Genomic DNA, 25,246 nt, shown 5'->3' with positions numbered 1-25,246 from the left:
GGTGCCGGACGACGACGAAGGAGGCACCCCGCCGTGAGCATGGACCAGGCCGCCTGGAACTCCCTGTGGAGGATGTCCTCCGGGCACGCGGGGCGGCAGTTCGCCCCCGGGACCGTGCGCCGTGTCATCGGGTTCGCCCGCGGCTATGGCGGGCGGCTGGCGCTGTTCGTCGTCCTGTCGGTCATCGCCGCGGTCCTGGCCGTGGCCACCCCGGTGCTGGCCGGCCGGGTCATCGACGCCATCGTCGACGGGGGCCCGCGGTCCGCGGTCGTGGCCCTGGCCCTGCTGATCGCCGCCGTGGCGCTCGCCGAGGCCGGGGTCTCGTGGTGGAACCGCTGGTTGTCCTCGGGCCTGGGGGAGCAGGTCATCTACGACCTGCGCACTGCGGTGTTCGAACACGTCCAAAAGATGCCGATCGCCTTCTTCACCCGCACCCGCACCGGCGCACTGGTCAGCCGGCTGAACAACGACGTCATCGGCGCCCAGCAGGCCTTTTCCGGCACGCTCTCCGGCGTGGTGAGCAATTTCGTCGCCCTGGTGCTCACCGCGGCCGTCATGCTCGGGACCTCCTGGCAGCTGACCGTGCTCGCGGTGCTCATGCTCCCGGTCTTCCTGGTCCCCGCCCGCAGGATGGGCTCAACGCTCGCGCGCCTGCGGCGGGAGGCCGCGGAGTACAACGCGGAGATGGGCAGCCAGATGACCGAGCGGTTCTCCGCCCCCGGCGCCACCCTGGTCAAGTTGTTCGGCCGCCCCGAGGCCGAGGTGCAGGCCTTCGCCCACCGCGCCGCCCGGGTGCGCGACATCGGGGTCAAGACGGCCATGCGCCAATTCACCTTCGTCACCGCCCTGACCCTGGTCGCCGCCCTGGCGCTGGCACTGGTCTACGGCCTGGGCGGGACGTTCGCGCTGTCCGGGCAGCTGGAGGCCGGCGACGTCGTCACCCTGGCCCTGCTGCTGACCCGGCTCTACGCGCCGCTGACCGGGCTGGCCAACGCCCGGGTCGAGGTTATGAGCGCGCTGGTCTCCTTCGACCGGGTCTTCGAGATCCTGGACCTCAAGCCGCTGCTGACCGAGAAGCCGGACGCCGTGGACGTGCCGGCCGGTCCGGTGACCGTGCGCTTCCGCAACGTGCACTTCGGCTACCCCAGCGCCGACAAGGTCTCCCTGGCCTCCCTCGAGGAGGTCAGCGTGCTCGACACCCGCGGTGGCCAGGAAGTCCTGCACGGCATCGACTTCGAGGTCCCGGCCGGGCAGACGTATGCGCTGGTCGGGTCCTCCGGGGCGGGCAAGTCGACCATCGCCCAGCTGCTGGCCCGGTTGTACGACGTCGACGAGGGCGCCGTGGAGTTCTCCGGGCTCGACCTGCGCGACGCGCGGATGGCCTCCGTGCGCGAGACGCTGGGCATGGTGACCCAGGACGGGCATCTCTTCCACGATACGTTGGGCGCGAACCTGCGCCTGGCCGCCCCCGAGGCGACCGATGGCGCGCTGTGGCACGCCCTGCGCCGGGCGCGCCTGGAGCACCTGGTGCGTTCCCTGCCCGACGGGCTCGAGACGATGGTCGGCGAACGCGGGTACCGGCTCTCCGGCGGGGAGCGCCAACGCCTGACCATCGCCCGCCTCCTGCTGGCCGCCCCGCGCGTCGTCGTGCTCGACGAGGCCACTGCGGCGCTGGATTCGACCAGCGAGGCCGCGGTGCAGGCGGCCCTGGCCGAGGCACTGGCCGGCCGCACCGCCGTCGTCATCGCCCACCGACTCTCCACGGTCCGCACCGCCGATGCGATCCTGGTCGTCGAGGACGGCAGGATCGTCGAACGCGGCACCCATGCCGAACTGCTCGCCGCCGACGGGCGGTATGCCCAGCTGTACCGCACGCAGTTCGCCACTACCGGGCCTGGCGAATCCGGCAGTGATTCCGCCGATCGATAGGGCCGGGGGATCGGTGCCAACGGCACATCACCGCTCCGGGCAACGCGCCGTTGGCTTGCTGGGAGGCTGTGACGCAAACGATATGTAGAATCAAAGACCATGCGCCCACTGGGGCGTATCCGGGTGCGATGTGCAGTTGGGGTTGCGCGTTCGGGCACCCTTACTTGTTGCCACAAACGATCTGGAGATTAAATGCAGCGCGGCACCAACCTCGGGCGGCTAGGCGATTTCAACCAGGCAGTGATCTTTGAATCGATCCGGCGTGCCCTCGACGGCGTCAGCCGCGTCGAATTGGCCGAATCCACCGGCCTGTCCCCGCAGACGATCTCCAATGTCGTCCGTCGGCTGCTCGACGAGGGGCTCGTCCGTGAGGACCGCACCATCGTCTCCGGTCCGGGCAAGCCCCGCACCGTGCTCGAACTCGAGGCGAACCGCCAACTCGCCATCGGCATCCACCTCGACCCGGCCAGCATCACGCAGGTGATGCTGAACCTGCGCGGGGAAGTCGTCGAATCGAAGCGCTACCTCACCCCGTCCGTCGAGGACCCCGAAGCCACGGTGTCGCAGATGGCCGAGGCCGTCGAGGAACTGATCAGCGCTTCCGGCCAGCCCCGGGGCAACGTGATGGGCGTGGGCGTCGTGGTTCCCGGTCCCATGGACACCGATGGCGGGCACGTCACGGGCCCGCCGTTGCTCGACGGCTGGACCAAGGTCGAGGTCGTCAAGCCGCTGGCCGAGAAGCTGGGCCTGAATGTCATCCTGGAGAAGGATACGATCGCGGCGAGCATTGCCGAGGTCTGGAACGGCTCGAACGAGGACGACAAGCAGAACTTCGTGTTCGTCTACGTCGGCGCCGGGATCGGCGTCGGGATGGTGGTCAACGGGGAGATCATCCGCGGCGTAAGCAACAACGCCGGGGAAATCGGCCACTTCTCGGTGGGCGAGGAGACCATCATGTGCTCCTGCGGACGGAGTGACTGCCTGGCCGGGGCGACCTCGTTCGAGAACATCGCGCGCAAGGCCGCCGATGCCGGACTGGACCTCGGGATCGCCGAGAACGCCGGCGTGGCCGAACGTGCCGCGGGCATGGGCCGGCTGGTCGAGCTGGCGGACCAGGACGATGCCGCGGCCATCGGGCTCCTGCGGGACTTTGCCCGCCGCACCGCCGACATGGTCGGGCAGCTGGCCAACGTCCTGGACGTGGACAAGGTCGTCTATGGCGGCCCGTACTGGGAGCACATCCGCCGCCACGTCGCCGTCGATGCCGCGGAGGTCATCAACGACCGGTTCAGCGCCAAGGACGTCCACGGGATCGACGTCGTCGATTCCGCCCTCGGCCCCGAGGTCGCCGCCATCGGCGGCGGCTGCGCCGTGTTGGATGCCAGCTTGTCCCCGAAGGCGAGCGTCCTGCTGCTGCGCTGAGCAGCTGCCACAACACACTCCTACACGTCCCGTCGGCCCAACGCGTGGTCCCGCTGGGGGCCGCCGATGACGGCACGCAACGGAATGCGTCCCGGAATGGCGAACGAGTTGACAATCTAACTCCAGTGGAATTAGATATGGGTGTCGGCGTTGCGGCCACCAAACTGCCCATCGGAGCGGAACTGCGAGTCTCAAAGGCTTCCGTGCCCGGTGGGGGAACGGCAGGTTGGCGGTCAAGGGGAGTGGCGCTGGCATGGGTGCCGACTGGGATTGTTGATGCATTAAAGGGAGCCATCAGCGATAGGCCAGTCGGCCCCAATTACTTAACCCCCCCCCGTACCGCATCTGTGGGGGCGTGTGCGCCGGAACCGGGGGTATGCCGGGGCGGATGCGCTGCCTGGGTGCCCCTGACCGGAATCGAACCGATGGCCTACCCTTTAGGAGAGGGTCGCTCTATCCGACTGAGCTACAGGGGCCGACGTTCCGGATCTGCGACCCGGACGAACAGCACCCATCCTAGCGGCAGTTGCGCCGCGCGCCGAAAACCAGCCCACTGCCGGCCGCGCCCGTCGGGACAGCGCCAGGAGACCGGCCCGTCAGGAGAGTCCGGCCTCGCCCCACTTCTGCCGGAACGTGCGCACGAACGCCGCGACGGCGACGACGATGACCACCGCCGCGGTGGCGAAGAGCAGGATCCAGCTGGCCACGGTCAGCCCCGAGGCCAGGGCCACCGCAGGGGCATCGGCCGGGGCCGCCAGCAGTCCGTCGATGAGGGCGTTGTCCCACAGGTCCGTGATGGCGAACGCCAGCGGCAGCGCCCAGAGCGCCCATCGCGCCGGGCGGTGGCGCACGTGCAGCCCGATGACGAGCATCGACAGCAGCGCGGTGAAGAGCGGGAACAACGTGCCGGCGGTCTTGTGCACGTACCGCAGCTGGCCCCGTGCGTCGTCATCCATCGCCTGGCGTAGCGCGTCGATGTGCCCCGCGTCGTAGCCGCCGATGAGCTGGTCCGGCATCGCCAGTCCGCCGGAGAGGTCCGTCATCTGGTTCAGCACCAGCAGATGGTAGTACCAGAACAAGAGCACGACGGCACCGAACCCCGCCCAGAGGATCAGGTTCCCGTTGCCCTGGGCCTGCTCGGGAGTGCGGCCCGTCGTCGTGTTGGCCAGCGCACTGCCCGGCCGCGGGGCCGGGCCCGTGGCACGCCGGGGAGCTGCGGCGCCGGTGCCGCGGGCCGCCGGCGTTCCCGCGCCAGGCTGCTGGTTCGGGCGGTTGCGGGGCTTCTTGCGGCGTTGCGCGGGCTTCTTGGACATGCTGCCCATTATGCCGCCGGGGCCTGCGGGCACCGAAACCACACCGAAGCGCTCCGAACGTAGACTGGAGGCACCATGGATTTTCTCTTCGACGACTTTTCCGAGGCGCGCTCGCGCCTGACTGCGGACGACGCCGGTGCCGCCTCGGTGCCGAATGCCGCCGAGCTGCTCGAGGGCCTGAACCCGGAACAGGAGCGCGCGGTCAAGCACGCCGGCAGCCCGCTGCTGATCGTCGCGGGCGCCGGTTCGGGCAAGACCCGGGTGCTCTCGCACCGCATCGCCTACCTGCTGGCCACCGGCCGGGCCCGCCCGCACGAGATCCTGGCGATCACCTTCACCAACAAGGCAGCAGCCGAGATGCGCGAACGCATCGGCGCCCTGGTGGGGGAATCGGCGCAGAAGATGTGGATCTCCACGTTCCACTCCTCCTGCGTGAAGATCCTGCGCCGCGAGGCGACCCACGTGGGGCTGAAATCCAACTTCTCGATCTACGACTCGGCCGATTCGCTGCGCCTGGTCACCCTGGTGGCCAAGGGCCTGGACCTGGACCCGAAGAAATTCGCCCCCAAGGCGATGCAGCACCGCATCTCGGCGTTGAAGAACGAGCTGGTGGACGACGAGGACTACGCCGCCACCGCGAACCTGAACGACCCGTTCGCCGCCGCCGTCGCCGAGGTCTACCGCGGCTACACCCAGCGCCTGCGCCAGGCCAACGCCATGGACTTCGATGACCTCATCGGGCAGGTCGTGAACATTTTCCGGGCCTTCCCGGCCATCGCGGACAACTATCGGCGGCGCTTCCGGCACGTGCTGGTCGACGAGTACCAGGACACCAACCACGCCCAGTACTCGCTGGTGCGCGAACTCACCGGTCCCGACGGGCAGACCCCCGGCGGGGAACTGACGGTCGTGGGCGACTCGGACCAGTCGATCTACGCCTTCCGCGGCGCCGACATCCGCAACATCGTCGAGTTCGGCAAGGACTACCCGGACGCGGACACCATCAAGCTGGAGCAGAACTACCGCTCCACCCAGACCATCCTCAACGCCGCCAACGCGGTGATCTCGCGCAACGAGGACCGGCCGGAGAAGCGGCTGTGGACCGCCGAGGGCGACGGGGCGAAGATCATCGGCTACGTCGGGGAGTCCGAGCAGGACGAGGCCCGCTGGATCGCCGACGAGATCCTGCGCCTGAACGACGACGAGGGCATCCGGCCCGGCGACGTCGCCGTGTTCTACCGCACCAACGCCCAGTCCCGCTCCCTCGAGGAGCAGCTGATGCGCGTGGACCTGAAGTACAAGGTCGTCGGCGGCACGCGGTTCTACGACCGCAAGGAGATCAAGGACGCCCTGGCCTACCTGCGGGTGCTGGCCAACGAGGAGGACGACGTCAACGTCCGCCGGATCATCAACGAGCCCAAGCGGGGGATCGGCGACCGCGCCGAGTACGCCGTCGCCGCCCTGGGCCAGAAGGAGCGCATCAGCTTCATGACAGCGCTGCGCCGCGCCGACGAGGCCCCCGGACTGGCCACGCGCAGCGCGAAGGCCGTGGCCGGCTTCGTGAAGATCATCGACGACCTCTCCGTCGTCGCCCAGGGCTCCGGCCCCGCCGCCGCCGTCGAGGCCGTCCTGGAGCAGACCGGCTACCTGGAGATGCTGCGCAAGTCGGAGGACCCGCAGGACGAGTCCCGGGTGGAGAACCTGGCGGAACTGGTCGCCGTCGTCCGCGACTACGAGCGCGACAACCCCGAGGGCACCCTGGGGGACTTCCTCGAGCAGGTCTCCCTGGTCGCCGATGCGGACTCGATCCCCGCGGCACCCACCGACGAGGAGGGCGCCCAGATGGCCGAGCAGGAGGGCGTGGTCACGCTGATGACCCTGCACACTGCCAAGGGCCTGGAGTTCCCGGTCGTCTTCCTGACCGGCATGGAGCACGGGATCTTCCCGCACCAGCGCTCGATGGCCGACCCCAAGGAGCTCGCCGAGGAGCGCCGGCTCGCCTATGTGGGCCTGACCCGTGCACGACGGCGGTTGTATGTCACGCGCGCCGAGTACCGCAGCCTCTGGGGCCAGTCGCAGTACAATCCGGCGAGCCAGTTCCTGGAGGAGATCCCGGCGCCGTTGCTCGAGTGGAAACGCGAAGGTGCCGTGCGTTCGGCCCCCGGCACGTTCGGGGGCACCCGGGATTTCGCCACCAGCCGCTACGACAACGGGTCCTACTGGGGCTCGGGGGTCGGTGGGGCCGGGCGCCGGTCGGGGGATGCCGAATCCGGTTCCCTGCGGACCGCCCCGACGGCCCGCGCCGCCGGACGCGTCCAGCCGCAGAAGGAGGTCATCCAGCTCTCGGTGGGGGAGAAGGTCGCGCACACCACCTTCGGCGAGGGCGTCGTGCTGGCCCTCGAGGGCGCCGGGGACAAGACCGTCGCGAAGGTCAAGTTCGCAGCCGAGGAGAAGCGCCTGCTGCTGCGTTACGCGCCCCTGAGCAAGCTCGAATAGCGGCCGTCGAGGGCGTGTCCGCGGGCCCGCGAGGGGCCGGTCCGACCGCCAAAACCCCGGAATGACGCAGCTATTCGTCTACTGGTCGTAGAACTGTGCTCTTGCTCACGAAAGCGATAGCCTAGGCAGGGCATCAATCGCCCAGGGGCTAAAGTTCCCTGTGGAGCCATCGGGCCATCATGTGCCGGCGCTCCGAGTCAGAAACGACTTCGACGTAGAAGGACACACCTGTGGACCTGTATGAATACCAGGCGCGCGATCTGTTCGAGCAGCACGGTGTCCCCGTGCTTGCCGGCATCGTTGCGTACACCCCTGAAGAAGCCAAGGCTGCCGCCGAGAAGATCGGCGGAGTTGTCGTGGTCAAAGCCCAGGTCAAGGTCGGAGGTCGCGGCAAGGCCGGCGGCGTCAAGGTCGCCAAGACCGCCGATGAGGCTTTCCAGTACGCCACCGACATCCTCGGGATGGACATCAAGGGCCACACGGTCAACAAGGTGATGATCGCCCAGGGCGCCGACATCGCTGAGGAGTTCTACTTCTCTGTCCTGCTGGACCGCGCCAACCGCAACTACCTGGCCATGTGCTCCGTCGAGGGCGGCATGGAAATCGAGGAACTCGCTGTCGAGCGTCCCGACGCCCTGGCCAAGGTTGCCGTCGATCCCGCCGTGGGAATCGACCAGGCCAAGGCCGACGAGATCGTCGCCGAGGCCGGCTTCGCCGCCGAGCTGCGCGCCGACGTCGCCGCCGCCATCATCAAGCTCTGGGACGTCTTCGTGAAGGAAGACGCCACCCTGGTCGAGGTCAACCCGCTGGTGCGCACCGGCGCCGGCGAGATCATTGCCCTCGACGGCAAGGTCTCCCTGGACGAGAACGCCTCCGAGGTCCGCCACCCCGAGCACGAGGAGCTCGAGGACAAGGGCGCGGCCGATCCGCTCGAGGCCAAGGCCAAGGCCGCCGGCCTGAACTACGTCAAGCTCGACGGCCAGGTCGGCATCATCGGCAACGGCGCCGGGCTGGTCATGTCCACCCTGGACGTCGTCGCCTACGCCGGCGAGAAGCACGGCAACGTCAAGCCCGCCAACTTCCTGGACATCGGCGGTGGCGCCTCGGCCGAGGTCATGGCCGCCGGCCTGGACGTCATCCTGAACGACGAGCAGGTCAAGTCCGTGTTCGTGAACGTCTTCGGCGGCATCACCGCCTGCGACGCGGTCGCCAACGGCATCGTGAAGGCCCTGGAAATGCTCGGCGAGAAGGCCACCAAGCCGCTCGTCGTCCGCCTCGACGGCAACAACGTCGACGAAGGCCGCAAGATCCTGGCCGACGCCAACCACCCGCTCGTGACGCTGTCCACCACCATGGACGAAGGCGCCGACAAGGCCGCCGAACTGGCGAACGCCTAAGGACCAGGGGAAAGAAAACATGTCAATCTTCATCAACAAGGACTCCAAGGTCATCGTCCAGGGCATCACCGGCGGCGAGGGCTCCAAGCACACCGCCCGCATGCTCGCGGCCGGCACCCAGGTCGTCGGCGGCGTCAACGCCCGCAAGGCCGGCACCACCGTCACCCACGGCGAGAAGACCCTGCCGGTCTTCGGCGCCGTCTCCGAGGCGATCTCCGAAACCGGCGCCGACGTCTCGATCGTCTTCGTCCCGCCGAAGTTCACCAAGGACGCCGTCGTGGAGGCCATTGAGGCCGGCATCGGCCTCGTCGTGGTCATCACCGAAGGCGTGCCCGTGCAGGACGCCGCCGAGTTCTGGGCCCTGGCCCAGTCCAAGGTCGACGCCAACGGCAACCAGGTCACCCGCATCATTGGCCCGAACTGCCCCGGCATCATCACCCCGGGTGAGTCGCTGGTCGGCATCACCCCGGCCAACATCACCGGCAAGGGCGGCGTCGGACTGGTCTCCAAGTCCGGCACCCTGACCTACCAGATGATGTACGAACTGCGCGACCTGGGCTTCTCCACCGCCATCGGCATCGGCGGCGACCCGGTCATCGGCACCACGCACATCGATGCGCTGGCCGCCTTCGAGGCCGACCCGGATACCAAGGCGATCGTCATGATCGGCGAAATCGGCGGTGACGCCGAGGAGCGTGCGGCCGAGTACATCAAGGCCAACGTCACCAAGCCGGTCGTCGGCTACGTTGCGGGCTTCACCGCCCCGGAGGGCAAGACCATGGGCCACGCGGGCGCCATCGTCTCCGGCTCCTCGGGCACCGCGCAGGCCAAGAAGGAGGCCCTCGAGGCCGCTGGCGTGAAGGTCGGCAAGACCCCGTCGGAGACCGCGCACCTGCTGCGCGAGGTCTACCCGGAGCACGTCGAGGCCTCCAACCTCTAGCAGTTGGCCGCGTCCCCGGCCCGGTCCTCCGGGTCGAGGGCACCAGGACGACGACGGCGCCCACCTCCCCAGCGGGAGGTGGGCGCCGTCGTCGTCCTACGCGGTCACCGCTCCGGGGCCGAGACCGGCAGCGATTCCCCGGTGAAGTACCGCGGATGGCGCCTGCGGGCGCCGGTGAGCAGCAGCAGGCCCACCGCCAGGATCCCCACGCCGACCACGAAGACCAGCCCGACGCCGAAGACCTCCGAGCCCGATCCGTAGGAGGGGTCCCAGCTGTCGAACGCCGTCTGCAGGAACACCGCCGTCAGCGCGATCCCGCCCAGCAGTGGGGCCAGGAAGCGGAAGGCGAAGTTGCGCAGCGAGGCGAAGGCGGTGCGGCGGAAATACCAGACGCAGGCCACCGCGGTCAGCCCGTAGTAGAAGCAGATCATCATGCCCAGCGCCAGGATCGTGTCGTTCAGGACGTTGGTGGACAGGACCCGCATCAGCGCGTAGAACGCCGTGGAGACGCCGCCGGCGAAGATGGTCGCGAACACGGGGGAGTAGGACCGCGGGCTGATCCGGGCGAAGCGCGGCGAGAGCGCCCCGTGGTGGCCCATGGCCAGCAGCGAGCGGGCCGGGGAGATCATGGTCGACTGCAGGGAGGCCGCGCAGCTGGAGAGCACCGAGAGCGAGAGCAGGATCGCGAAGGGCCCCATCACCGGGGAGGCCAGGGCCGCGAAGACGTTCTCGGCATTGTCCGGGTTGCCCAGCCCGGTGCCCGCTTCCCCGGTCCCGGCGAACATCACCACGGCGATCGAGCCGAGCAGGTAGATCGCCAGGACCACCACGGCCGTGAAGCCGGCCGCCAGCCCCGAGGTCTTGCCGCCGTTGCGGGTCTCCTCGTTCATGGTCAGGCACACGTCCCAGCCCCAGAAGGCGAAGATCGACAGGCTCAGCCCGACGGCGAAGGCCGAGAACGAGCTGATCTGCAGCGGGTTGAACCAGTCCCAGCTGAACGCCAGGTGCCCCGGCTGCGCGGAGGCCTTCGAGATCCCGGCGACGACGAACCAGGCCAGGACGACGACCTGGAAGCCCACCAGCAGGAACTGCACGGTCCGGGTGGTGTGCAGGCCCCGGCAGGAGACCCAGGCCGCCAGGCCGACGAACACCAGGCAGGTGGCGATGTTCACCGGGACGTTCTGGGCCAGGGCGGCCAGTTCCGGCCGGCCGGTCGCCTGGGCCAGCAGCAGGTAGAAGAAGTCGACGGCGACCCCGGCCAGGTTCGAGAGCACGATGATGTTCGCCGCCAGCAGCCCCCAGCCGCCCATCCAGCCGATCCTCGGGCCGAAGGCCTTCGAGACCCAGGTGAACGTCGTGCCGCTGTCGGGGGTGTCGGTGTTCAGCTCCCGGTAGCCCAACGCGACCAGGAACATGGGGATGAACCCGACGATGAAGATCGCCGGCAGGTACGGGCCGATGGCCTGCACCGTCGGGCCCAGCGAGGAGGTCAGCACGTAGGCCGGGGCGATGGTCGAGACGCCGATGAGGATGGCGGGCCCCAGCCCGATCTGGCTGGCCGCCAGGCCCTTGGACGAGGTCCCGGTGCCGCTGGGGCCGGTGCCGCTTGGGCCGGTGCCGCTTGGGCCGGACTGCGGCGCCGTGGCCGCGGATGCTGTGGTCTTGAGGGTCATGGCTGCCTCCGGGGCGTTGGCTGTTGCTGGGTGATGCAGTGGATGCCGCCGCCACGGGCGAAGAGCTCGCGGGCGTCGACGCCGACGACCTCCCGGCCGGGGTAGGCGGCGGAGAGGACCGCCAGGGCCTCGTCGTCGTGCCGGTCCGCGAAGGTGCAGGCGATGACGCCGCCGTTGACGACCAGGTGGTTCAGGTAGCTGTAGTCGACCCAGCCCTCGTCGTCGTGCAGGGTGGCCGGTGCCGGGACGGGGACCGCGCGCAGGGGGTGGCCGGCGGCGTCGGTGGCGGCGGCGAAGAGCCCGGCGAGCTCGGCGCTCAGGGCGTGGTCGGGGTGGGAGGGGTCGCGCTGGTCGTGGTAGAGCACGACGCCGGGTTCGGGGAACGTGGCGACGATGTCCACGTGGCCGCGGGTGCCGAATTCGCCGTTGTCCCGGGCCAGGCCGCGGGGCAGCCAGATGACCTTCCCGACGCCGAGCAGGCGGGAGAACTCGGCCTCGACGTCGGCCTTGGTGGCGCCGGGGTTGCGGTACGGGTCCAGCTGGACGGTCTCGGTGGCCAGCGCGGTGCCGATGCCGTCGACGTGGAAGCCGCCGCCCTCGTTGACCAGCGACGAGGCGATCCGGGGGACGCCGGCCAGGGAGGCCACGGCCCCGGCGATGCGGGCGTCGTGCTCCCAGTTGGCCCAGTCCTGCTGCCCCCACCCGTTGAAGACCCAGTCGACGGCGGCGAGGCCCCCGTCGTCGTCGTGCACGAAGGTGGGGCCGATGTCGCGCATCCACGCGTCGTCCAGGGGCAGTTCCACCAGGTCGACACCGTGGCCGGCGGAATGGTTGCCGGTGGAATGGTTGCCGGCGTTGCCGAGGTGGCGCCGGGCGGCCTCGCGGGAGGAGGGGTCCACGACCAGGGTGACGGGGGCGAAGCGGGCGGTGGCCCGGGCGACGGCGGCCCAGCAGGCGCGCGCGGCCTCGGCGTCGGTCTCGGTCTCGCCCAGCGTGTACCCGGAGGAGGGGAAGGCCATCCAGACGCGGTCCTGCGCGGAGGTCTCGGCGGGCATCGTCCAGCTCATGGCCGGCCTCCCGCGGTCGCTGCGGCGAGCGGGGTGGGGGCCTCGGGGGCGGCGTCGCCGAGCGGGGTGCCCAGGACCGGGGCGGTCAGGGCCCCGTAGGTGTCCGGGCGGCGGGTGCGCAGGAACGGGAAGAGCGTGAGCCAGTCGCGGCGCAGGTCCAGGTCCAGGTCGGCGACCAGCACCGCGGAGGCATCGCGCGGCGCCCGGGCCAGGACGCGGCCGTACGGGTCGCAGATGAACGAGGACCCGTAGAACTGCAGCGATCCCTCGTCGCCGTACCGGTTCGGGGCGACCATGAACAGGCCGTTGGCGATGGCGTGCCCGGTGATGACCTGCCGCCACAGCGGCTCGGTGTCGAACCCGGGGTGGTCGGGTTCGGAGCCGATCGCGGTGGGGTAGGCCAGCAGGTCGGCCCCGGCCAGGGCGTAGCTGCGCGCGACCTCCGGGAACCATTCGTCCCAGCACGTCGGCAGGCCCACGCGCAGCCCGCCGAGCCCGGCCGGGGCGTGCACCGGATACGGGTCGGCCGCCGGTCCGGGCCGGAAGTAGAGGTCCTCGTGGTAGCCGGCGGTGACCGGGATGTGCAGCTTGTGCGTGGCGGCCTGCAGGGTGCCGTCGGGTCCGACGAGGATCGCGGTGTTCAGCCCCAGCCCGTCGCCGGCGTCGGCGCGCTGGTAGAGCGAGGCGTGCACGCTGGTGCCGTGCCGGCGGGCGGCCTCGGCGGCGAAGGCGAATGTCGGCCCGGACTCGAGGTCCTCGGCCGCGTCTGCCGGCACGCCCCCGGGCCGGGCGTCGGCGGGGTAGCGCGAGAGCGTCAGCTCCGGCAGGAAGACGACGGCGGCACCGTGGCCGGCGGCCCGGCCGATGCCCTCGTCGAGTTCGGCGCGCAGGGCAGCGGGGTCGGCCTGCCAGCGGTGCTGGACCAGTCCCACGCGGACGGTGCCGCGTTCGGGGGCCTCGGTCCGGCAGGGCGGGGGCAGGGGTGTCGTGGCGGTGATCTCGAGCATGGTGGGCTCCTGGAAGTCTGCAAGTTCTATATGAATGGCGTTCGTTTAGTATGAACCGCGTCACATGCCGGCCGCAAGGGGTTTAACGAATTTGATTCGTTTCGGCGCGGGAGTGCGATACTCGAGGGGACACCGGGCCGCAGCCCAGCGCGGCGCCCCGCCCCGCCACCCCCACGGAGGACGATTGGCACGCCCCAGCACGCCGAAGCTGAGCCGGACGGTGATCGCGTCGGCCGCCCTGCGCCTCGTGGACCGCTCGGGCGAGTTCACCATCCCGGACCTGGCCAGGGCCCTGCACGTCAGCCCGTCCTCGCTCTACAACCACATCGGCTCCAAGGCCGACATCGTCGAGCTCATGCGCGGGCAGGCCATGTCCGCCGTCCGCCTGCCCGCACCACCGCCGGAACCCCCGCACGACGCCGGAATCCCGCACGACGCCGGGATCCTGCACGACGGCGGAATCCTGCACGACGGCGATGCGCCGCCGGCCGCTGTGGATCCGGACTGGCGCTCCACGTTGCGCGCCATCGCCATCGGCTACCTGGACTCCTACGCCCGGCACCCCAGGCTCATCCCGCTGCTGACCGCCTACACGGTGCGCGACGCCACGACGCTGCGGGTCTACGACGCCATGGCCCGCGCCCTGGCCGCCGGTGGGTTCGCCCCCGCGGCCCGGCTGCGCGCGGTGACCATCCTGGACTCCTTCATCCTGGGCTCGGCCCTGGACGCGGCAGCCCCCGCCGTCGTCTGGGAAGCGGACGAGGCGGCCAGCGGGGAGTTCGCCGAGGCCCTCGCCGCCGGCCTGGACGAGCCGGACCGCGCCCGGCGGACCTTCCTGGAGGGCCTGGACCTCATCCTCGAGGGCTTCTCAGCCCAGGCCACCCGCGCCGACGACAACGGCGCACCACCCCGGCCGCAGGTCCTAGGCTAGGGAAGTGGCCCGGGCGCCGTCCGGCCCACCCCCTCGTCATCCACCGACATCCACCGTCACTACACCCGCAGGAGCAGCAGCATGCGCGCCACGATGATCCACGCCCCCTACGACATCCGCGTCGAGGACCGGCCCGACCCGGCCATCCAGCACCCGACCGATGCCGTCGTCCGGGTCGCCGCCGCCTGCGTCTGCGGCTCGGATCTCTGGCCGTACCGCGGCGTCCGCGACACCGGGGAACCGCACCCCATCGGCCACGAGTTCGTCGGCACGGTGACCGAGGTCGGATCCGATGTCACCACGCTTTCGCCCGGCGACTTCGTCATCGCCCCCTGGGCGAACAGCTGCGGGACATGCCCGGACTGCCGCAACGGGATCACCGTCGCCTGCCGGCACCGCGCCATCTGGGGCGGACAGGACGAACAGGGCCTGGCCGTCGAGGGCGGCCAGGGAGAGGCGGTCCGCGTCCCCAACGCCGACGGAACCCTCGTCGTCGTCCCGGGCATCAGCGAGCCCGACGAGGGGCTGCTCAAGAGCCTGCTCTCCCTCTCCGACGTGATGGGAACCGGCCACCACGCCGCCCTCGGGGCACAGGTCGGGCCGGGCCGCACCGTGGTGGTCGTCGGCGACGGAGCCGTCGGGCTGTGCGCGGTACTGGCCGCCAAGCGTCTCGGGGCCACGCGGATCATCGCGATGTCGCGGCACGAGGACCGCGCTGCCATCGCCCGCGCCCTCGGGGCCACCGACATCGTGGCGGAGCGCGGCAAGGAGGCCGCCGCCCGCGTCTCCGAGCTGCTGGGCGGCGTGTTGGCGGATTCCGTGCTCGAATGCGTGGGGACCGCCGAATCGATGGACCAGGCCTTGCGGTGCATCCGCGCCGGCGGCGCCCTGGGATTCGTCGGCGTGCCGGCCGGAGGGGCCGAACTGCCCATCGGGGTGCTCTTTTCCCGGAACATCACCGTCTCCGGCGGGGCCGCACCGACCCGCGAATACATCCCCGAGCTGCTCGACGACGTCCTGTCGGGGGCCATCAACCCGGGCCTGGTCTTCGATGCGGTGATGCCGTTGGAGGACGCGCCCGAGGCCTACCGCGCCATGGACGAACGCCGTTCCACCAAGGTCATGCTCATTCCAGGAGGCCGGGAAGCACCAGCCGCCGGCTGATGCCGGGGCAGCCGCCCCTGGGCGGGCCCGGGTGGCCGCTGGCGACCGCAGGCGGTTCCGGCGGCCGCCAGCGCTCCGCCCGGCCCCCGTTCGGCCGTGTGGGCCCGGAACGGGGACCGGGAAGCAGCGCCGGTGGCAGCGGGTCGTCGTCGCGGCAGGACGGGATGGCGTCGATGGCGCTGCTACGTCTCCCGAACCGTCAACACGGGACAGTTCGCGTGGGCAATGCATTCGAGGCTCACCGAACCCAGGAGCAGGTTGACGAATTCCCCGTGGCCCCGCGTGCCGAGCACCAGCAGTTGTGCCTGGGCGGAGGCCTTGACGAGTTCGGTGCCGGGCCGTCCCTCGCAGACCCGTTTCTGCGCATGGACCGGGCAACCGCTCTCGAAGGCCGTCGCCAGCGCCGCTGCCTGCCGCTCCCTGGCATCGCGTTCGAAGGCCGCGTCATCCAGTTGCGTGATGCCGTTGTAGAAGTTCGGGACGCTCCAACAGGTGACGATGAGCAGCTCCGTCTGCAGCGTTGCCGCGAATTCAGCTGCCTTGCGCAATGCGAGGATCGACGACGTCGACCCGTCAACTCCTACGACGACGGGCGAGGGATCGTTCATCGGGTTCATGTGGTCTCCTAATCTCGGGCCAACGATCGGATTGGCCTGGTTCTCAATGGGCATGGCATTGGGCGGCGGGCCAGGGGCGACCGCGGCTAGCCGAGGTGGACGAGCTCGATCCCGGCCAAGGCAATGCCGGCGACCAGGATCGTCGAAGCCACTGCCAGCAGGAACGGCCGGACTCCGACCCGGACCAGGTTGCGGATCTTGACTCCGCAACCCAGTCCGAACATGGCCGCGGACAGCAGCGCCGTCTGGATGAATTTCCCCGCGTGGAGCACGGAACCGGGGAGGTCGAAGGTCGAACCCACGACGACCATCACCAGGAAGCCGATGATGAAGATCGGGACGATGGGAGGACGCTTGCCATCCGGGGTGGCGGTGCCGTGACGGCGCTGGCGCACGCTGAGGACGGCCACGACCGGCGCGAGCAAGAGGATGCGGGCCAACTTGACGATGACAGCCACTGCCAGCGCGCCGCCGCCGATGACGCCACCGGCAGCCACCACCTGTGCGATTTCGTGGATGGAACCGCCAGCCCACATGCCGTTCAGCTCGGGACCCATGCCGAGCAGCTTTCCCGCCAGGGGGATCACGGGAATCATCAGGGTGCCGAAGATGACCACGAGGGCGACGGCGGTGACGACATCCTCTTCGTCGGATTCGGTGACGCCTTCGACCCCGGCCACGGCGGCGGCGCCACAGATGGAGAATCCACAGGCGATGAGCAGGACCTGGCCCGGGCGCATCTTCATGAGCCGTCCCATGAGGATCGTTCCGAATATCCCGCCGGCAACGATGCAGACGATCACCAGGAGCATCGGTGCACCCAGCGACACGATGTCGGAGAGGACCAGTTGAAGCCCGAGGAACACGATTCCAAGCCGCAGGAGCTTCTTGGATGACAGGGTGATGCCGGGGGCGACGATATCCGGCAAGGGCACCACGTTCGTCACGGCTATGCCCAGGACGATCGCGATGATCAGCGAGCTCACTCCGGGAAGGAAGTTGCTCACGGTCATCGAGATGGCTGCGGCTACGGCGCACAGGAGCAATCCTGGCGCATGCTTCTTGAGTGCGTCCGAGCCGCGGTGGGCAACCGGCCGTGCGTCTTGTGTTGGTGTTTTCGTAGGCATGTATTCAGCGTTCCAGTCGGCGGCCAGCGCCAGTAGCCGCCGATCGGGCATGGGCACATACACTTTTCATATGAGTTTCCAGTGGCCGAACCTGCAAGCGTTGGAGCTATTCGTTGCCGTCGTGGACGAGGGCAGCGTGGGTGCCGGCGCCCGGAAGGTGGGCATCGCCCAGCCCAACGCGAGCAGGCTCGTGGCCCAGCTGGAAGCCAGCACGAAGACCTCGCTGCTGGAGCGCAGCCCGCGCGGCTCGGTGGCCACACCCCGTGGGCTGCTTGTCGCGGACCAGGCCCGTGATGTCCTCGATGCGGCGCGGGGTTTCCTCGACTGGCTGCATTCGGGGCAGGCCGAGGGCGTCGTGGAGCTGCGGGTCGGCGCCAGCATGACGATCGCCGAGACCCTGTTGCCTGCGTGGTTGGCGGCCTTGAAGGGCCTCCTGCCGATGGTGCGCGTCGACGTCCACGTGATGAACTCCGCGACGGTCTTGGAGGAGGTCCAAAAAGGGGCGTTGCAACTCGGTTTTGTCGAGACCCCGCATGTCCCGGTGAGGCTCAACGCCATGGTGGTGCAGGAAGATGAACTGGTGGTCGCGGTTTCACCGGCGCACGAGTGGGCATCCCGCCGCGGCAGTGTCAGCTTGCAGGAGCTGGCCGAAACGCCGCTCGTGGTCAGGGAACGCGGTTCGGGAACACGCGAAGCGCTCCGGGAACTCCTGGCAGGATACGTCCCCGTGGAGCCGGTCCAAGTACTGGGCAGCAATGCGGCCATCAGGGTCGCGGTTGCCTCCGGTGCCGGGCCCGCCGCACTGAGTCGGCTCGCGCTGCGGGATCAGCTGGCGAGCGGGGAACTCCTGCGTGTGCCGCTCCAGGACCGGGCGCCCAACCGTCCGCTGACTGCCGTTTGGTCGGGGCCGCAGCGGCTTTCGGGTCCGGCCGCGGAACTCGTGGCCGTTGCGGCCCGCAAGTCCTGAGGACGAGCCAGCGGATCATCCCCTGAGGCGGTCATGATCGCCGGGAAATGCGGGTGCCTCCGAAGTGCCTCCGGGATGCCTCCCGGGTGCCTCCGGTCCCGAGGCGCGCTGTCTTGGGGTACGTGTTCGGGGGTGCAGGTCTGGCTCGCCTTCCCGCTGCGGATTCAGGCATGGTGTCGACCGGCGGCGGTCCCCGGCACGATGGCCCGGGGACACCGCACGTCGACCGTGAACCGGCAGCGGCGAAGGCACCAGTTGGCTCCCCGTGCCCCCGTGTTCCGGGAACCGGGGGGGCCGATTCGACGAGCCCGGGAGCCCGCGGTGGAGCCGGTGCCTGGGCAGTACTTCTAGCCGTCCTCGGCGGGCCGCGGTGCCGGGTGGACCGGGAAGAACGAGCGGCCGGCGCGGTGGTGGCCGCCGGGTACCAGCAGCATGCCCAGCGCCTGGTTGAACTGCACGGTGGACGTGCCTGCAGCTTGCCGCGGGGCGACCGGGGCCAACGCGGCACGCAGGGCCGCGAAGTCCTCGGCGATGAGGTGGTGCCCCCGGCCCGCGGCATCCACGCGGATGGTGCCCTCGCCCAGGACGACGGCGGCATCCACCCAGTCGCCGTCGAAGCGCTGGCTGCCGTGGGGCGGCTCCGGGTGGTCGAGGAGATGGTCGAGGGGGTCGTGCAGCAAGGCCGGCATGGTGGTGCCTTTCGGATCGTCCTTGCCCCTGGCGGCTACCGGGGGCCGCTTCGTCATCCGAACCACCCGCCGAACCGTGTGCCGGCGGCCTGGGCCGCCCGCGGTGGGGTTGGTGCATGGCCAGTCGGAGCTTTCCGCCTGCCCTCCGCGGGGGAGCGGCCGGCGGGGCCATGTCTCGTGAAGCTGGTTCCAGCCTAGCGAGCGGGCCCGACGGTTTGAAGCACCGGTGTCGGCGTCGTTCATGTGGCGCCATCTGCGGCAACATGGGCAGACCGCTCGACCCCGGGCGGCACCCCAGGGCGCGGGGGCCTACTGGAAGTCGGCTTGCCAGAGGTCCGGGCCGAACACCTCGTACTGGATGTCGCGGGCAGGCGTTCCCCGCTCGATCAGGGCGCCGCGCACGGCCTTGAGGAAGGGCATCGGCCCGCAGAGGTAGTACATGGCCCCCTCCGGCAGGTCGACGTCGCCGAGGTCCATGAAGCCGGCATGGGAGGAATCCACCGGCACGGAGCCCGGCTGCCCGTCCTCGTACCAGACATGCAGCGAGGCATCGGGCAGGGCCTGGACGTCGGCCGCGACCTGGCCGCGCAGCGCGAAGGTGGCCTCGGACGCGTCGGCATGGAGCATCTGGATGGGCAGCGCCGAACCGGCGTTGACCAGGTGCGAGAGCATCCCGGCCATCGGGGTGATCCCGATGCCGGCGCTGGCGAAGACCACGGGCCGGCCGGAGTCGTCGAGCACGACGTCGCCATAGGGCAGGGACATGGTCAGCCGGTCCCCGACCTGCACCGCGTCGTGCAGCAGGTTGGAGACCTCGCCGTCGGGCTTGCCGCCCCCGGTGACGCGCTTGACCGAGAACTGCCGGTGCCAGCCGTCGTCGGCGGCCGTGAGGCTGTATTGCCGGGGCTGGCGGACCCCGTCGGGCATCGGGGCCTGCACGGTGACGTACTGCCCGGGCAGGGACGTCTTGACCAGCCGGTCGTCGATGCGCCGCATGGTGAAGGTGACGACGTCGTCGGTTTCGGTGGTCTTTTCGGCGACCTCCCATTCGCGCCAGACGGTGCCGGCCGTGACGCCGCGGGCGCTGTAGAGGCCGCGTTCGAGGTTGACCAGCGCGTTGGCCATGAGCCAGTAGACTTCGTCCCAGGCGGCTGCCACCTCGGGGGTCACGGCGTCGCCGAGCACGTCGCCGATGGCCCACATCAGGTGGTCGTGCACGATGTGGTACTGGCCGGGTGCCAGGCCGAGGGAGACGTGCTTGTGCGAGATCCTGCTCAGCAGGGCCTCGGGCATCTGGCCGGGATGGTCCAGCAGGAACGAGGCGAACGCGGCCACCGACCCGGCCAGTGCCTGCTGCTGGGCGCCGTCGGCCTGGTTCCCGCGGTTGAAGAGCCCGTCGAGCAGTTCCGGGTGCTCGCCGAACATGTGGGCGTAGAAGCGGCCCGCGATCTCCGTGATGTTCCCGCCGACCACCGGCAGGGTGGCCTGGACGACGGGCCGGGACGTTTCGGACAACAACATGGCTGACCTCCATTGCCTGGGCGGGTCCCCATTAACCCGCCGGGACGCCAGCGTAGGCCCCTGCCCGGCCCCCGGGCCAGCGATGGCGCCCACATGACGCGGGGCTACTCGCGGGGCTATTCGATGAGCAGGTTGCGGATGTCGTCGGCCGTCATGGCCGAGCCGAAGCCCTCCCCGGCGTCCATGACCGAGGAGATCAGCTCGCGCTTGGCATCCTGCAGCGCCACGACCTTCTCCTCGATGGTGTCCTTGGCGACCATCCGGTAGACCATCACGTTGCGGGTCTGCCCGATCCGGTGGACCCGGTCCACGGCCTGCGACTCGGCCGCCGGGTTCCACCACGGGTCCAGCAGGAAGCAGTAGTCCGCCTCGGTGAGGTTCAGCCCGAACCCGCCGGCCTTCAGCGAGATGAGGAACACCGGGGCCTTGCCGGACTTGAACGAGTCGATGACCTCGGCGCGGCGCCGGGTGGATCCATCCAGGTAGGCGTAGTCCACGCCCTCGGCCTCCAGCCGGGCGGCGGCCTTCTTCAGGAACGAGGTGAACTGGCTGAACACCAGCGCCCGGTGGCCCTCGGAGAGCACATCGGCGAGTTGCTCGAAGAGGACATCGAGCTTGGCGGAGGCGACGCCGTCGTACTCCGGGTCGACCAGGGAGGCATCCAGGGAGAGCATGCGCAGCAGCGTCAGCGACTGGAAGATGGTGAAGCGGTTCTTGTCCATGTCGTCGACCAGGCGCAGGATCTTCTGGCGTTCGCGCTGCAGGTGCGTGTCGTAGATCTTGCGGTGGCGCGGGGCGAGCTCGACGTTCAGGACCTGTTCCTGCTTCGGGGGCAGGTCGGTGACCACCGCGTCCTTGGTGCGCCGGAGCATGAACGGGCGGATGCGCTTGCGCAGCCGGACCAGCGGCTCCTCCAGGCCCTGCTTCTCGATGGGACGCTGGTAGTTCTCCGCGTAGCGCAGGGCGGACGGGAACAGCCCGGGGGAGACGATCGCGAAGATGGACCACAGCTCCATCAGGTTGTTCTCCATCGGGGTGCCGGTGATCGCGAGCTTGAACGCGGCGTTCAGGTCGCGGGCGGCGTGGTGGGCCTTGGTGGCCTTGTTCTTCACGAACTGCGCCTCGTCCAGGATCAGCCCCGCCCAGGTCTGCGACTGGTAGGCCTCCGCGTCGAGCCGGAAGAGCGTGTAGGAGGTGACCACGACGTCGTTCTCCGCGGCGATGGCTGACAGCGGGCGGGCGGCGCGGCCCTGGGTGTCGGAGATGGCCTCGACCGTCAGCCCCGGGGCGAAGCGCGCCGCCTCGTCGGCCCAGTTGCCCACCACGGAGGTCGGGGCGACCACCAGGAAGGGGCCCGGGACGGCGGTGGAGGACGACGCCGGGGCGCCGGCTGCCCGCCCGGGCCCGGGCTGGGCGCCGGCCGGGCCCGCCCCGGCCGGGTCCGCCCCGACCGGGTCCGAGCTGTCGGGCAGGGCCGCGGCCCACTGCTCCTTCGCGTGCAGGACCAGTGCCAGGGTCTGCACGGTCTTGCCCAGGCCCATGTCGTCGGCCAGGACGCCGCCGAGCTCGTTGCGCCAGAGCATCGCCAGCCACTCGAAGCCCTCGCGCTGGTAGGGCCGGAACGTGGCCTTGAGCCCGGCGGGCAGGGCCGGCGGGTCGGCCTCGGCGACGTTGAGCAGCGAGTTGACCCCGGCGAACCAGGAATCGGGCCCCTCCACGACGGTCGCCAGTTCCTCCAGCTCCTCCCAGAGGGAGGCCTGGTAGCGGGTGATCTGCAGGTCGGCGTTCTTGTCGTTCAGCGCCCCGGCCTCGGCGACGAGTTCGCGCAGCTTGTCGAAGAGCGGGTGCTCGAGCGAGAAGTACGTCTTGTCCGGCATCAGCATCCGGTTCTGCCCGCGGGAGAGGGCGCGCAACACGTCGGCGAAGGGGATGCGGCGGTCGCCGATGGCGATGACCAGGCCCAGGTCGAACCAGTCGCGCTTTTCCGATTCGACGGTGGTCACGGTCAGTTCGGGCGCCTCGGTGAGCTCGCGGTACTCCGGGGCGGTGCCGGTGGTGTGGATCCGCACGCCCTCGACGGCCTCGAGCAGCGGCAGCGAACGGCGCACGAAGTCCACCGTGTCCAGCCCGTGCAGGGTGCGCGGGACCAGGGCGCGGCCGGCCAGGGCGGGGGAGTCGGCCAGTGCGGCCAGCGCGGCCTCCTCGAGCGCGTCCTCGGCCTCGGTATCGCGCAGGTCCGCCTCGAGGGGGCCGTGCCCGTAGTCCATCTCCCACGAGAGCTCGACGGCGTCTCCGCCGGGGTAGTCGACGGAGAGCACGAGCGTCGGCGGCAGGATCGGGGGCAGCTCGACCGAGTCGTCCAGCGCGCTGATCGCCACCCGCCGGCCCAGCCGCGGGTAGACGGTGGCCAGGAAGTCCTCGACGTCCTCGGCGGGGACGACCACCTCGGCGGGGCGGTGCAGCAGGGCCACCTCGGCGGGGCCGAGCCGCTGGGGGACCGGGGCCAGGACGACCAGCCCGCCGTCGGCGCGGGCGGCGTAGACGCCGTGCGTGCCGATCGCCCCGACCGGGGTCTCCGGGCCCAGGGCCAGGTCCCCGCCCTCCAGGGTGAGGGTGGGCACCAGCCCCAGCGCCCCGCCGTCGTCTGCTGCCCGTGCCGCGGTGAGGCCGACGGAGGCGGTGTCGGCGAGCCGGATCTCGGTGCTCGTCTGGGGGCCGATGAGCCGGATGCCCAGGGCCGCGGTCTCGGCCAGCAGCGACCAGAGCAGCGGGGAGGAGAACTCGTCGAGGTAGAGCCAGTCGTTGTCCTCGCCGAAGTAGAGCTGGCCGTTGGCGCGGTAGAGCGGGACGAACTGGCAGAACCAGCGGTGCTGCTCCGGATCCAGGTTCAGCCCGTAGGTCTTGAAGCTGATGGTGTTCCAGCGCAGGTTCCCGCGGATCCACCGCCCGTTGCCGGAGCGGACCATGGGGCGCACGCCCAGGCGCCAGCGGTGCCCGGAACTGCGCTGGTGGCCGACCCCGGAGCCCGGCGCCCACTGCCGGTGGGCCACCTGGGTGGTGTCCTGCAGCTCGAACTGCAACGCCATCGGCTGGACGTGCTGGCGCTCGGCGGCACCCCGGGAGCCGTGGCCCGCGGTAGCGGTGGTGGCCGTGGCGGGCTGCTGCCCGGCGCCGAGCAGCGCATCCAGGCTCTCCTGCCAGGCCGGGACCTTCGCCGGGACCCTGGTGTTCTCGAAGAAGACCTGCTGGGCGCGCAGGTGCAGCGTGTTGGACAGGATCAGCACGGCCGCCGCGTGCTTGCAGTCGATCCCCACCGCGCAGCTGCACCAGGTCTCGCCGACGGTCCAGGCGCCCGGACGTCCGGCCAGCAGGACAGTGGTCTCGTAGGGTTCCGCGGAGGAACCGACAACACGGGCCGAGAGCATCGTCTCGGACGGCTCGAATGCCAGGTCCAGCACGTGCTCGGCGTTGGCGTAGCCCTTCCCGCGGGTGAACGCGGCACCGCCGACCACGCGCAGGATTTCGCGGGCATCGACGAGCGGGAATTCGGAATCGGCCATCCTCCCATCGTTTCATGGCGCGGGCCCCCGCAGCGAACCGGGACGGCGCTTCGGCGACGCGTCGCGGGCGTGGCGGGCGTGCCGGTGCGCCGAGGTCGTAGGGTGTCGTCATGGACACGTCTCCGGCGCTGCAGCCCTCGCCCCGCGAGCTGGACATCGACACGCTGGCCGAGTTCGACGCCCGCACCGCCCCGGACAGCGTGCGGATGGCCGGCTGGCACCTGCAATCCCTGGACCTGGCCGACCGGCGGGCCGTGCTGGACCGGGTCGACGTCTCCGGGGCGGTCTTCCTGGGCTGCGAGCTGCCCGCCGGGACGATCGACGGCTTGCGTGGCCGCGGCGCACTGATCTTCCCCGAGCTGCCGGGCCTGCCGTTCGACCCCTACCGCGGCGGGCTGTATACGGCGGCGGAGCTCTACGCCGGGCTCGGCGATGACGCCTACGAGCACACCCCCGACGCCCTCGTCTACGCGTGGACCCGCCGGGACGATGCCGGCCGCAGCGGCCTCGACGCCGCCTTGGCCACCACCTTGCACGACCACGCCATCGGCGCGGCCCTGGCGCAGCTGCTGGCCGCCGGCCCGGGATCCGGCACCTCCGGTGTCCCCGGCGCCTCCGGTGCCCCCTGTCCAGGGCACGACGGCGATGCCCCCACAGTACGCATCCCCGGTCGCGGGGTGGTCGGGGTGATGGGCGGGCATGCCGCCGGGCGCGGCAGTGCGACCTTTACCGCCGCGGCTCGGCTGGGCCGCGACCTGGCCCGTGCCGGCTTCACCGTCGCCACCGGCGGGGGACCGGGGGCCATGGAAGCAGCTAACCTGGGTGCCTACCTCTCGGCGGCGGGGGCCCCGGCGCTCCAGGAGGCCGTCGCCGCCCTGGAGGCGACGCCGTCGTTCCGGCCATCGGTCTCGCGGTGGGCCCGGGCCGCGCTCGCCGTGCTGGCGCGGCATCCGCAGGGGACGCCGACGCTCGGGATCCCGACCTGGTTCTACGGCCACGAGCCGCCGAACCTGTTTGCCACCCACATCGCGAAGTACTTCGCCAATTCCATCCGCGAGGACGTGCTGCTCAGCGTCTGCGACGCCGGGCTGGTGGTGCTGCCCGGTGCGGCAGGGACCGTGCAGGAGATCTTCCAGGACGCCTGCGAGAACTACTACGGCACCGCGCAGACGCAGACGCCGATGGTGCTGGTCGGGCGGCGGCATTGGACCCGGGAACTTCCGGCCTGGCCGCTGTTGCAGTCGCTGGCGCGGGGACGGGAGATGGCCGGGGCCATCCACCTGGTGGATTCCGTCGAGGAAGCGGTGGCCATCCTCGCCCGGTGAGGCACGGCGTTTCCGCCACGGCGCGCCGGGGCCGGGAAACGCCCGGCGCACCACGCCCGGGAGATCCAGCTGGTTGACAGATGTGCTGGGTAAGGTGGCCG

18 protein-coding genes and 1 tRNA gene are annotated in these 25,246 nt (G+C 70.4%); 9 read left to right on the top strand and 10 right to left on the bottom strand.

What is annotated here, in order from left to right:
- Window positions 1-33: 33 nt before the first annotated feature.
- Both AB8M85_RS09010 and AB8M85_RS09005 read left to right on the top strand, forming a co-directional pair.
- Window positions 34-1,929 carry an ABC transporter ATP-binding protein gene (locus AB8M85_RS09010; RefSeq protein ID WP_372698440.1) on the top strand — a complete coding sequence of 632 codons (1,896 nt, stop codon included), beginning with the start codon at window positions 34-36 and terminating at the stop codon, window positions 1,927-1,929.
- A gap of 192 nt (window positions 1,930-2,121) precedes the next feature.
- Window positions 2,122-3,351 carry an ROK family protein gene (locus AB8M85_RS09005; RefSeq protein WP_372698439.1) on the top strand — a complete coding sequence of 410 codons (1,230 nt, stop codon included), beginning with the start codon at window positions 2,122-2,124 and terminating at the stop codon, window positions 3,349-3,351.
- 402 nt (window positions 3,352-3,753) lie between these two features.
- Here AB8M85_RS09005 and AB8M85_RS09000 read toward each other — a convergent pair.
- A tRNA-Arg gene (locus AB8M85_RS09000) sits at window positions 3,754-3,827 on the bottom strand.
- 120 nt (window positions 3,828-3,947) lie between these two features.
- Window positions 3,948-4,664: a hypothetical protein gene (locus AB8M85_RS08995; RefSeq protein WP_372698438.1), complete on the bottom strand. Its 717-nt coding sequence runs from the start codon at window positions 4,662-4,664 to the stop codon at window positions 3,948-3,950.
- Between the two features lie 75 nt (window positions 4,665-4,739).
- Between AB8M85_RS08995 and pcrA the strand changes: the two genes are divergently transcribed.
- The 3 genes from pcrA to sucD all read left to right on the top strand — a co-directional run bounded on the left by pcrA (window position 4,740) and on the right by sucD (window position 9,497).
- Complete coding sequence (pcrA, locus tag AB8M85_RS08990; RefSeq protein WP_372698437.1) at window positions 4,740-7,160, top strand: DNA helicase PcrA; 2,421 nt, start codon at window positions 4,740-4,742, stop codon at window positions 7,158-7,160.
- Window positions 7,161-7,390: 230 nt separating this feature from the next.
- Window positions 7,391-8,557 (top strand): ADP-forming succinate--CoA ligase subunit beta, encoded by a 1,167-nt coding sequence (sucC, locus tag AB8M85_RS08985; RefSeq protein ID WP_372698436.1) that lies wholly within the window; start codon window positions 7,391-7,393, stop codon window positions 8,555-8,557.
- A gap of 19 nt (window positions 8,558-8,576) precedes the next feature.
- Window positions 8,577-9,497 (top strand): succinate--CoA ligase subunit alpha, encoded by a 921-nt coding sequence (gene sucD, locus AB8M85_RS08980; protein ID WP_372698435.1) that lies wholly within the window; start codon window positions 8,577-8,579, stop codon window positions 9,495-9,497.
- A 104-nt stretch (window positions 9,498-9,601) separates the two neighbouring features.
- Here sucD and AB8M85_RS08975 read toward each other — a convergent pair whose 3' ends face one another.
- Genes AB8M85_RS08975 through AB8M85_RS08965 form a run of 3 tightly spaced genes read right to left on the bottom strand, consistent with a single transcriptional unit; the run spans window position 9,602 to window position 13,244 of the window.
- Window positions 9,602-11,170, bottom strand: coding sequence for an APC family permease (locus AB8M85_RS08975; RefSeq protein ID WP_372698434.1), 1,569 nt, complete (start codon window positions 11,168-11,170; stop codon window positions 9,602-9,604).
- Entirely contained in the window at window positions 11,167-12,237 is a 1,071-nt protein-coding gene (locus AB8M85_RS08970; protein WP_372698433.1) for an agmatine/peptidylarginine deiminase, read from the bottom strand. Before AB8M85_RS08970 ends, AB8M85_RS08975 begins: the two co-directional genes overlap by 4 nt.
- Window positions 12,234-13,244: a nitrilase-related carbon-nitrogen hydrolase gene (locus tag AB8M85_RS08965; RefSeq protein WP_372698432.1), complete on the bottom strand. Its 1,011-nt coding sequence runs from the start codon at window positions 13,242-13,244 to the stop codon at window positions 12,234-12,236. Before AB8M85_RS08965 ends, AB8M85_RS08970 begins: the two co-directional genes overlap by 4 nt.
- Window positions 13,245-13,428: 184 nt before the next feature.
- Here AB8M85_RS08965 and AB8M85_RS08960 point away from each other — a divergent pair, with 184 nt between their 5' ends.
- Together AB8M85_RS08960 and AB8M85_RS08955 are read left to right on the top strand one after the other, a co-directional pair.
- Window positions 13,429-14,175: a TetR/AcrR family transcriptional regulator gene (locus AB8M85_RS08960; RefSeq protein WP_372698431.1), complete on the top strand. Its 747-nt coding sequence runs from the start codon at window positions 13,429-13,431 to the stop codon at window positions 14,173-14,175.
- 81 nt (window positions 14,176-14,256) lie between these two features.
- A complete protein-coding gene (locus AB8M85_RS08955) occupies window positions 14,257-15,339 on the top strand; it encodes a zinc-binding dehydrogenase (protein ID WP_372698430.1) in 1,083 nt (360 codons plus the stop codon).
- A gap of 182 nt (window positions 15,340-15,521) precedes the next feature.
- Here the strand turns inward: AB8M85_RS08955 and AB8M85_RS08950 are convergent, their stop codons facing one another.
- Together AB8M85_RS08950 and AB8M85_RS08945 are read right to left on the bottom strand one after the other, a co-directional pair.
- On the bottom strand, window positions 15,522-15,956 hold the full coding sequence (locus AB8M85_RS08950) for a universal stress protein (protein ID WP_372698429.1): 435 nt from the start codon (window positions 15,954-15,956) through the stop codon (window positions 15,522-15,524).
- Window positions 15,957-16,042: 86 nt separating this feature from the next.
- Window positions 16,043-17,083, bottom strand: a complete 1,041-nt coding sequence (locus AB8M85_RS08945) for a YeiH family protein (protein ID WP_372698428.1) — start codon at window positions 17,081-17,083, stop codon at window positions 16,043-16,045.
- A gap of 70 nt (window positions 17,084-17,153) precedes the next feature.
- Between AB8M85_RS08945 and AB8M85_RS08940 the strand changes: the two genes are divergently transcribed.
- Window positions 17,154-18,050, top strand: coding sequence for a LysR family transcriptional regulator (locus AB8M85_RS08940; RefSeq protein WP_372698427.1), 897 nt, complete (start codon window positions 17,154-17,156; stop codon window positions 18,048-18,050).
- A gap of 347 nt (window positions 18,051-18,397) precedes the next feature.
- Here AB8M85_RS08940 and AB8M85_RS08935 read toward each other — a convergent pair whose 3' ends face one another.
- The 3 genes from AB8M85_RS08935 to AB8M85_RS08925 form a co-directional block, all read right to left on the bottom strand.
- Window positions 18,398-18,796, bottom strand: a complete 399-nt coding sequence (locus tag AB8M85_RS08935; RefSeq protein WP_372698426.1) for a hypothetical protein — start codon at window positions 18,794-18,796, stop codon at window positions 18,398-18,400.
- Between the two features lie 252 nt (window positions 18,797-19,048).
- The gene (locus AB8M85_RS08930) at window positions 19,049-20,257 is read right to left on the bottom strand and encodes a globin domain-containing protein (RefSeq protein WP_372698559.1); all 1,209 of its coding nucleotides are present in this window, start codon (window positions 20,255-20,257) and stop codon (window positions 19,049-19,051) included.
- A 119-nt stretch (window positions 20,258-20,376) separates the two neighbouring features.
- Window positions 20,377-23,820: an SNF2-related protein gene (locus tag AB8M85_RS08925; protein WP_372698425.1), complete on the bottom strand. Its 3,444-nt coding sequence runs from the start codon at window positions 23,818-23,820 to the stop codon at window positions 20,377-20,379.
- Between the two features lie 110 nt (window positions 23,821-23,930).
- Here AB8M85_RS08925 and AB8M85_RS08920 point away from each other — a divergent pair, with 110 nt between their 5' ends.
- A complete protein-coding gene (locus AB8M85_RS08920; RefSeq protein ID WP_372698424.1) occupies window positions 23,931-25,145 on the top strand; it encodes an LOG family protein in 1,215 nt (404 codons plus the stop codon).
- The last annotated feature ends 101 nt before the right edge of the window (window positions 25,146-25,246 follow it).

It is taken from the genome of Arthrobacter sp. JSM 101049, assembly GCF_041679245.1.
Taxonomy (GTDB): Bacteria; Actinomycetota; Actinomycetes; order Actinomycetales; family Micrococcaceae; genus Arthrobacter_H.
Note: the sequence above shows the minus strand (reverse complement) of the source record. Positions and strands in the feature narration are given on the sequence as shown.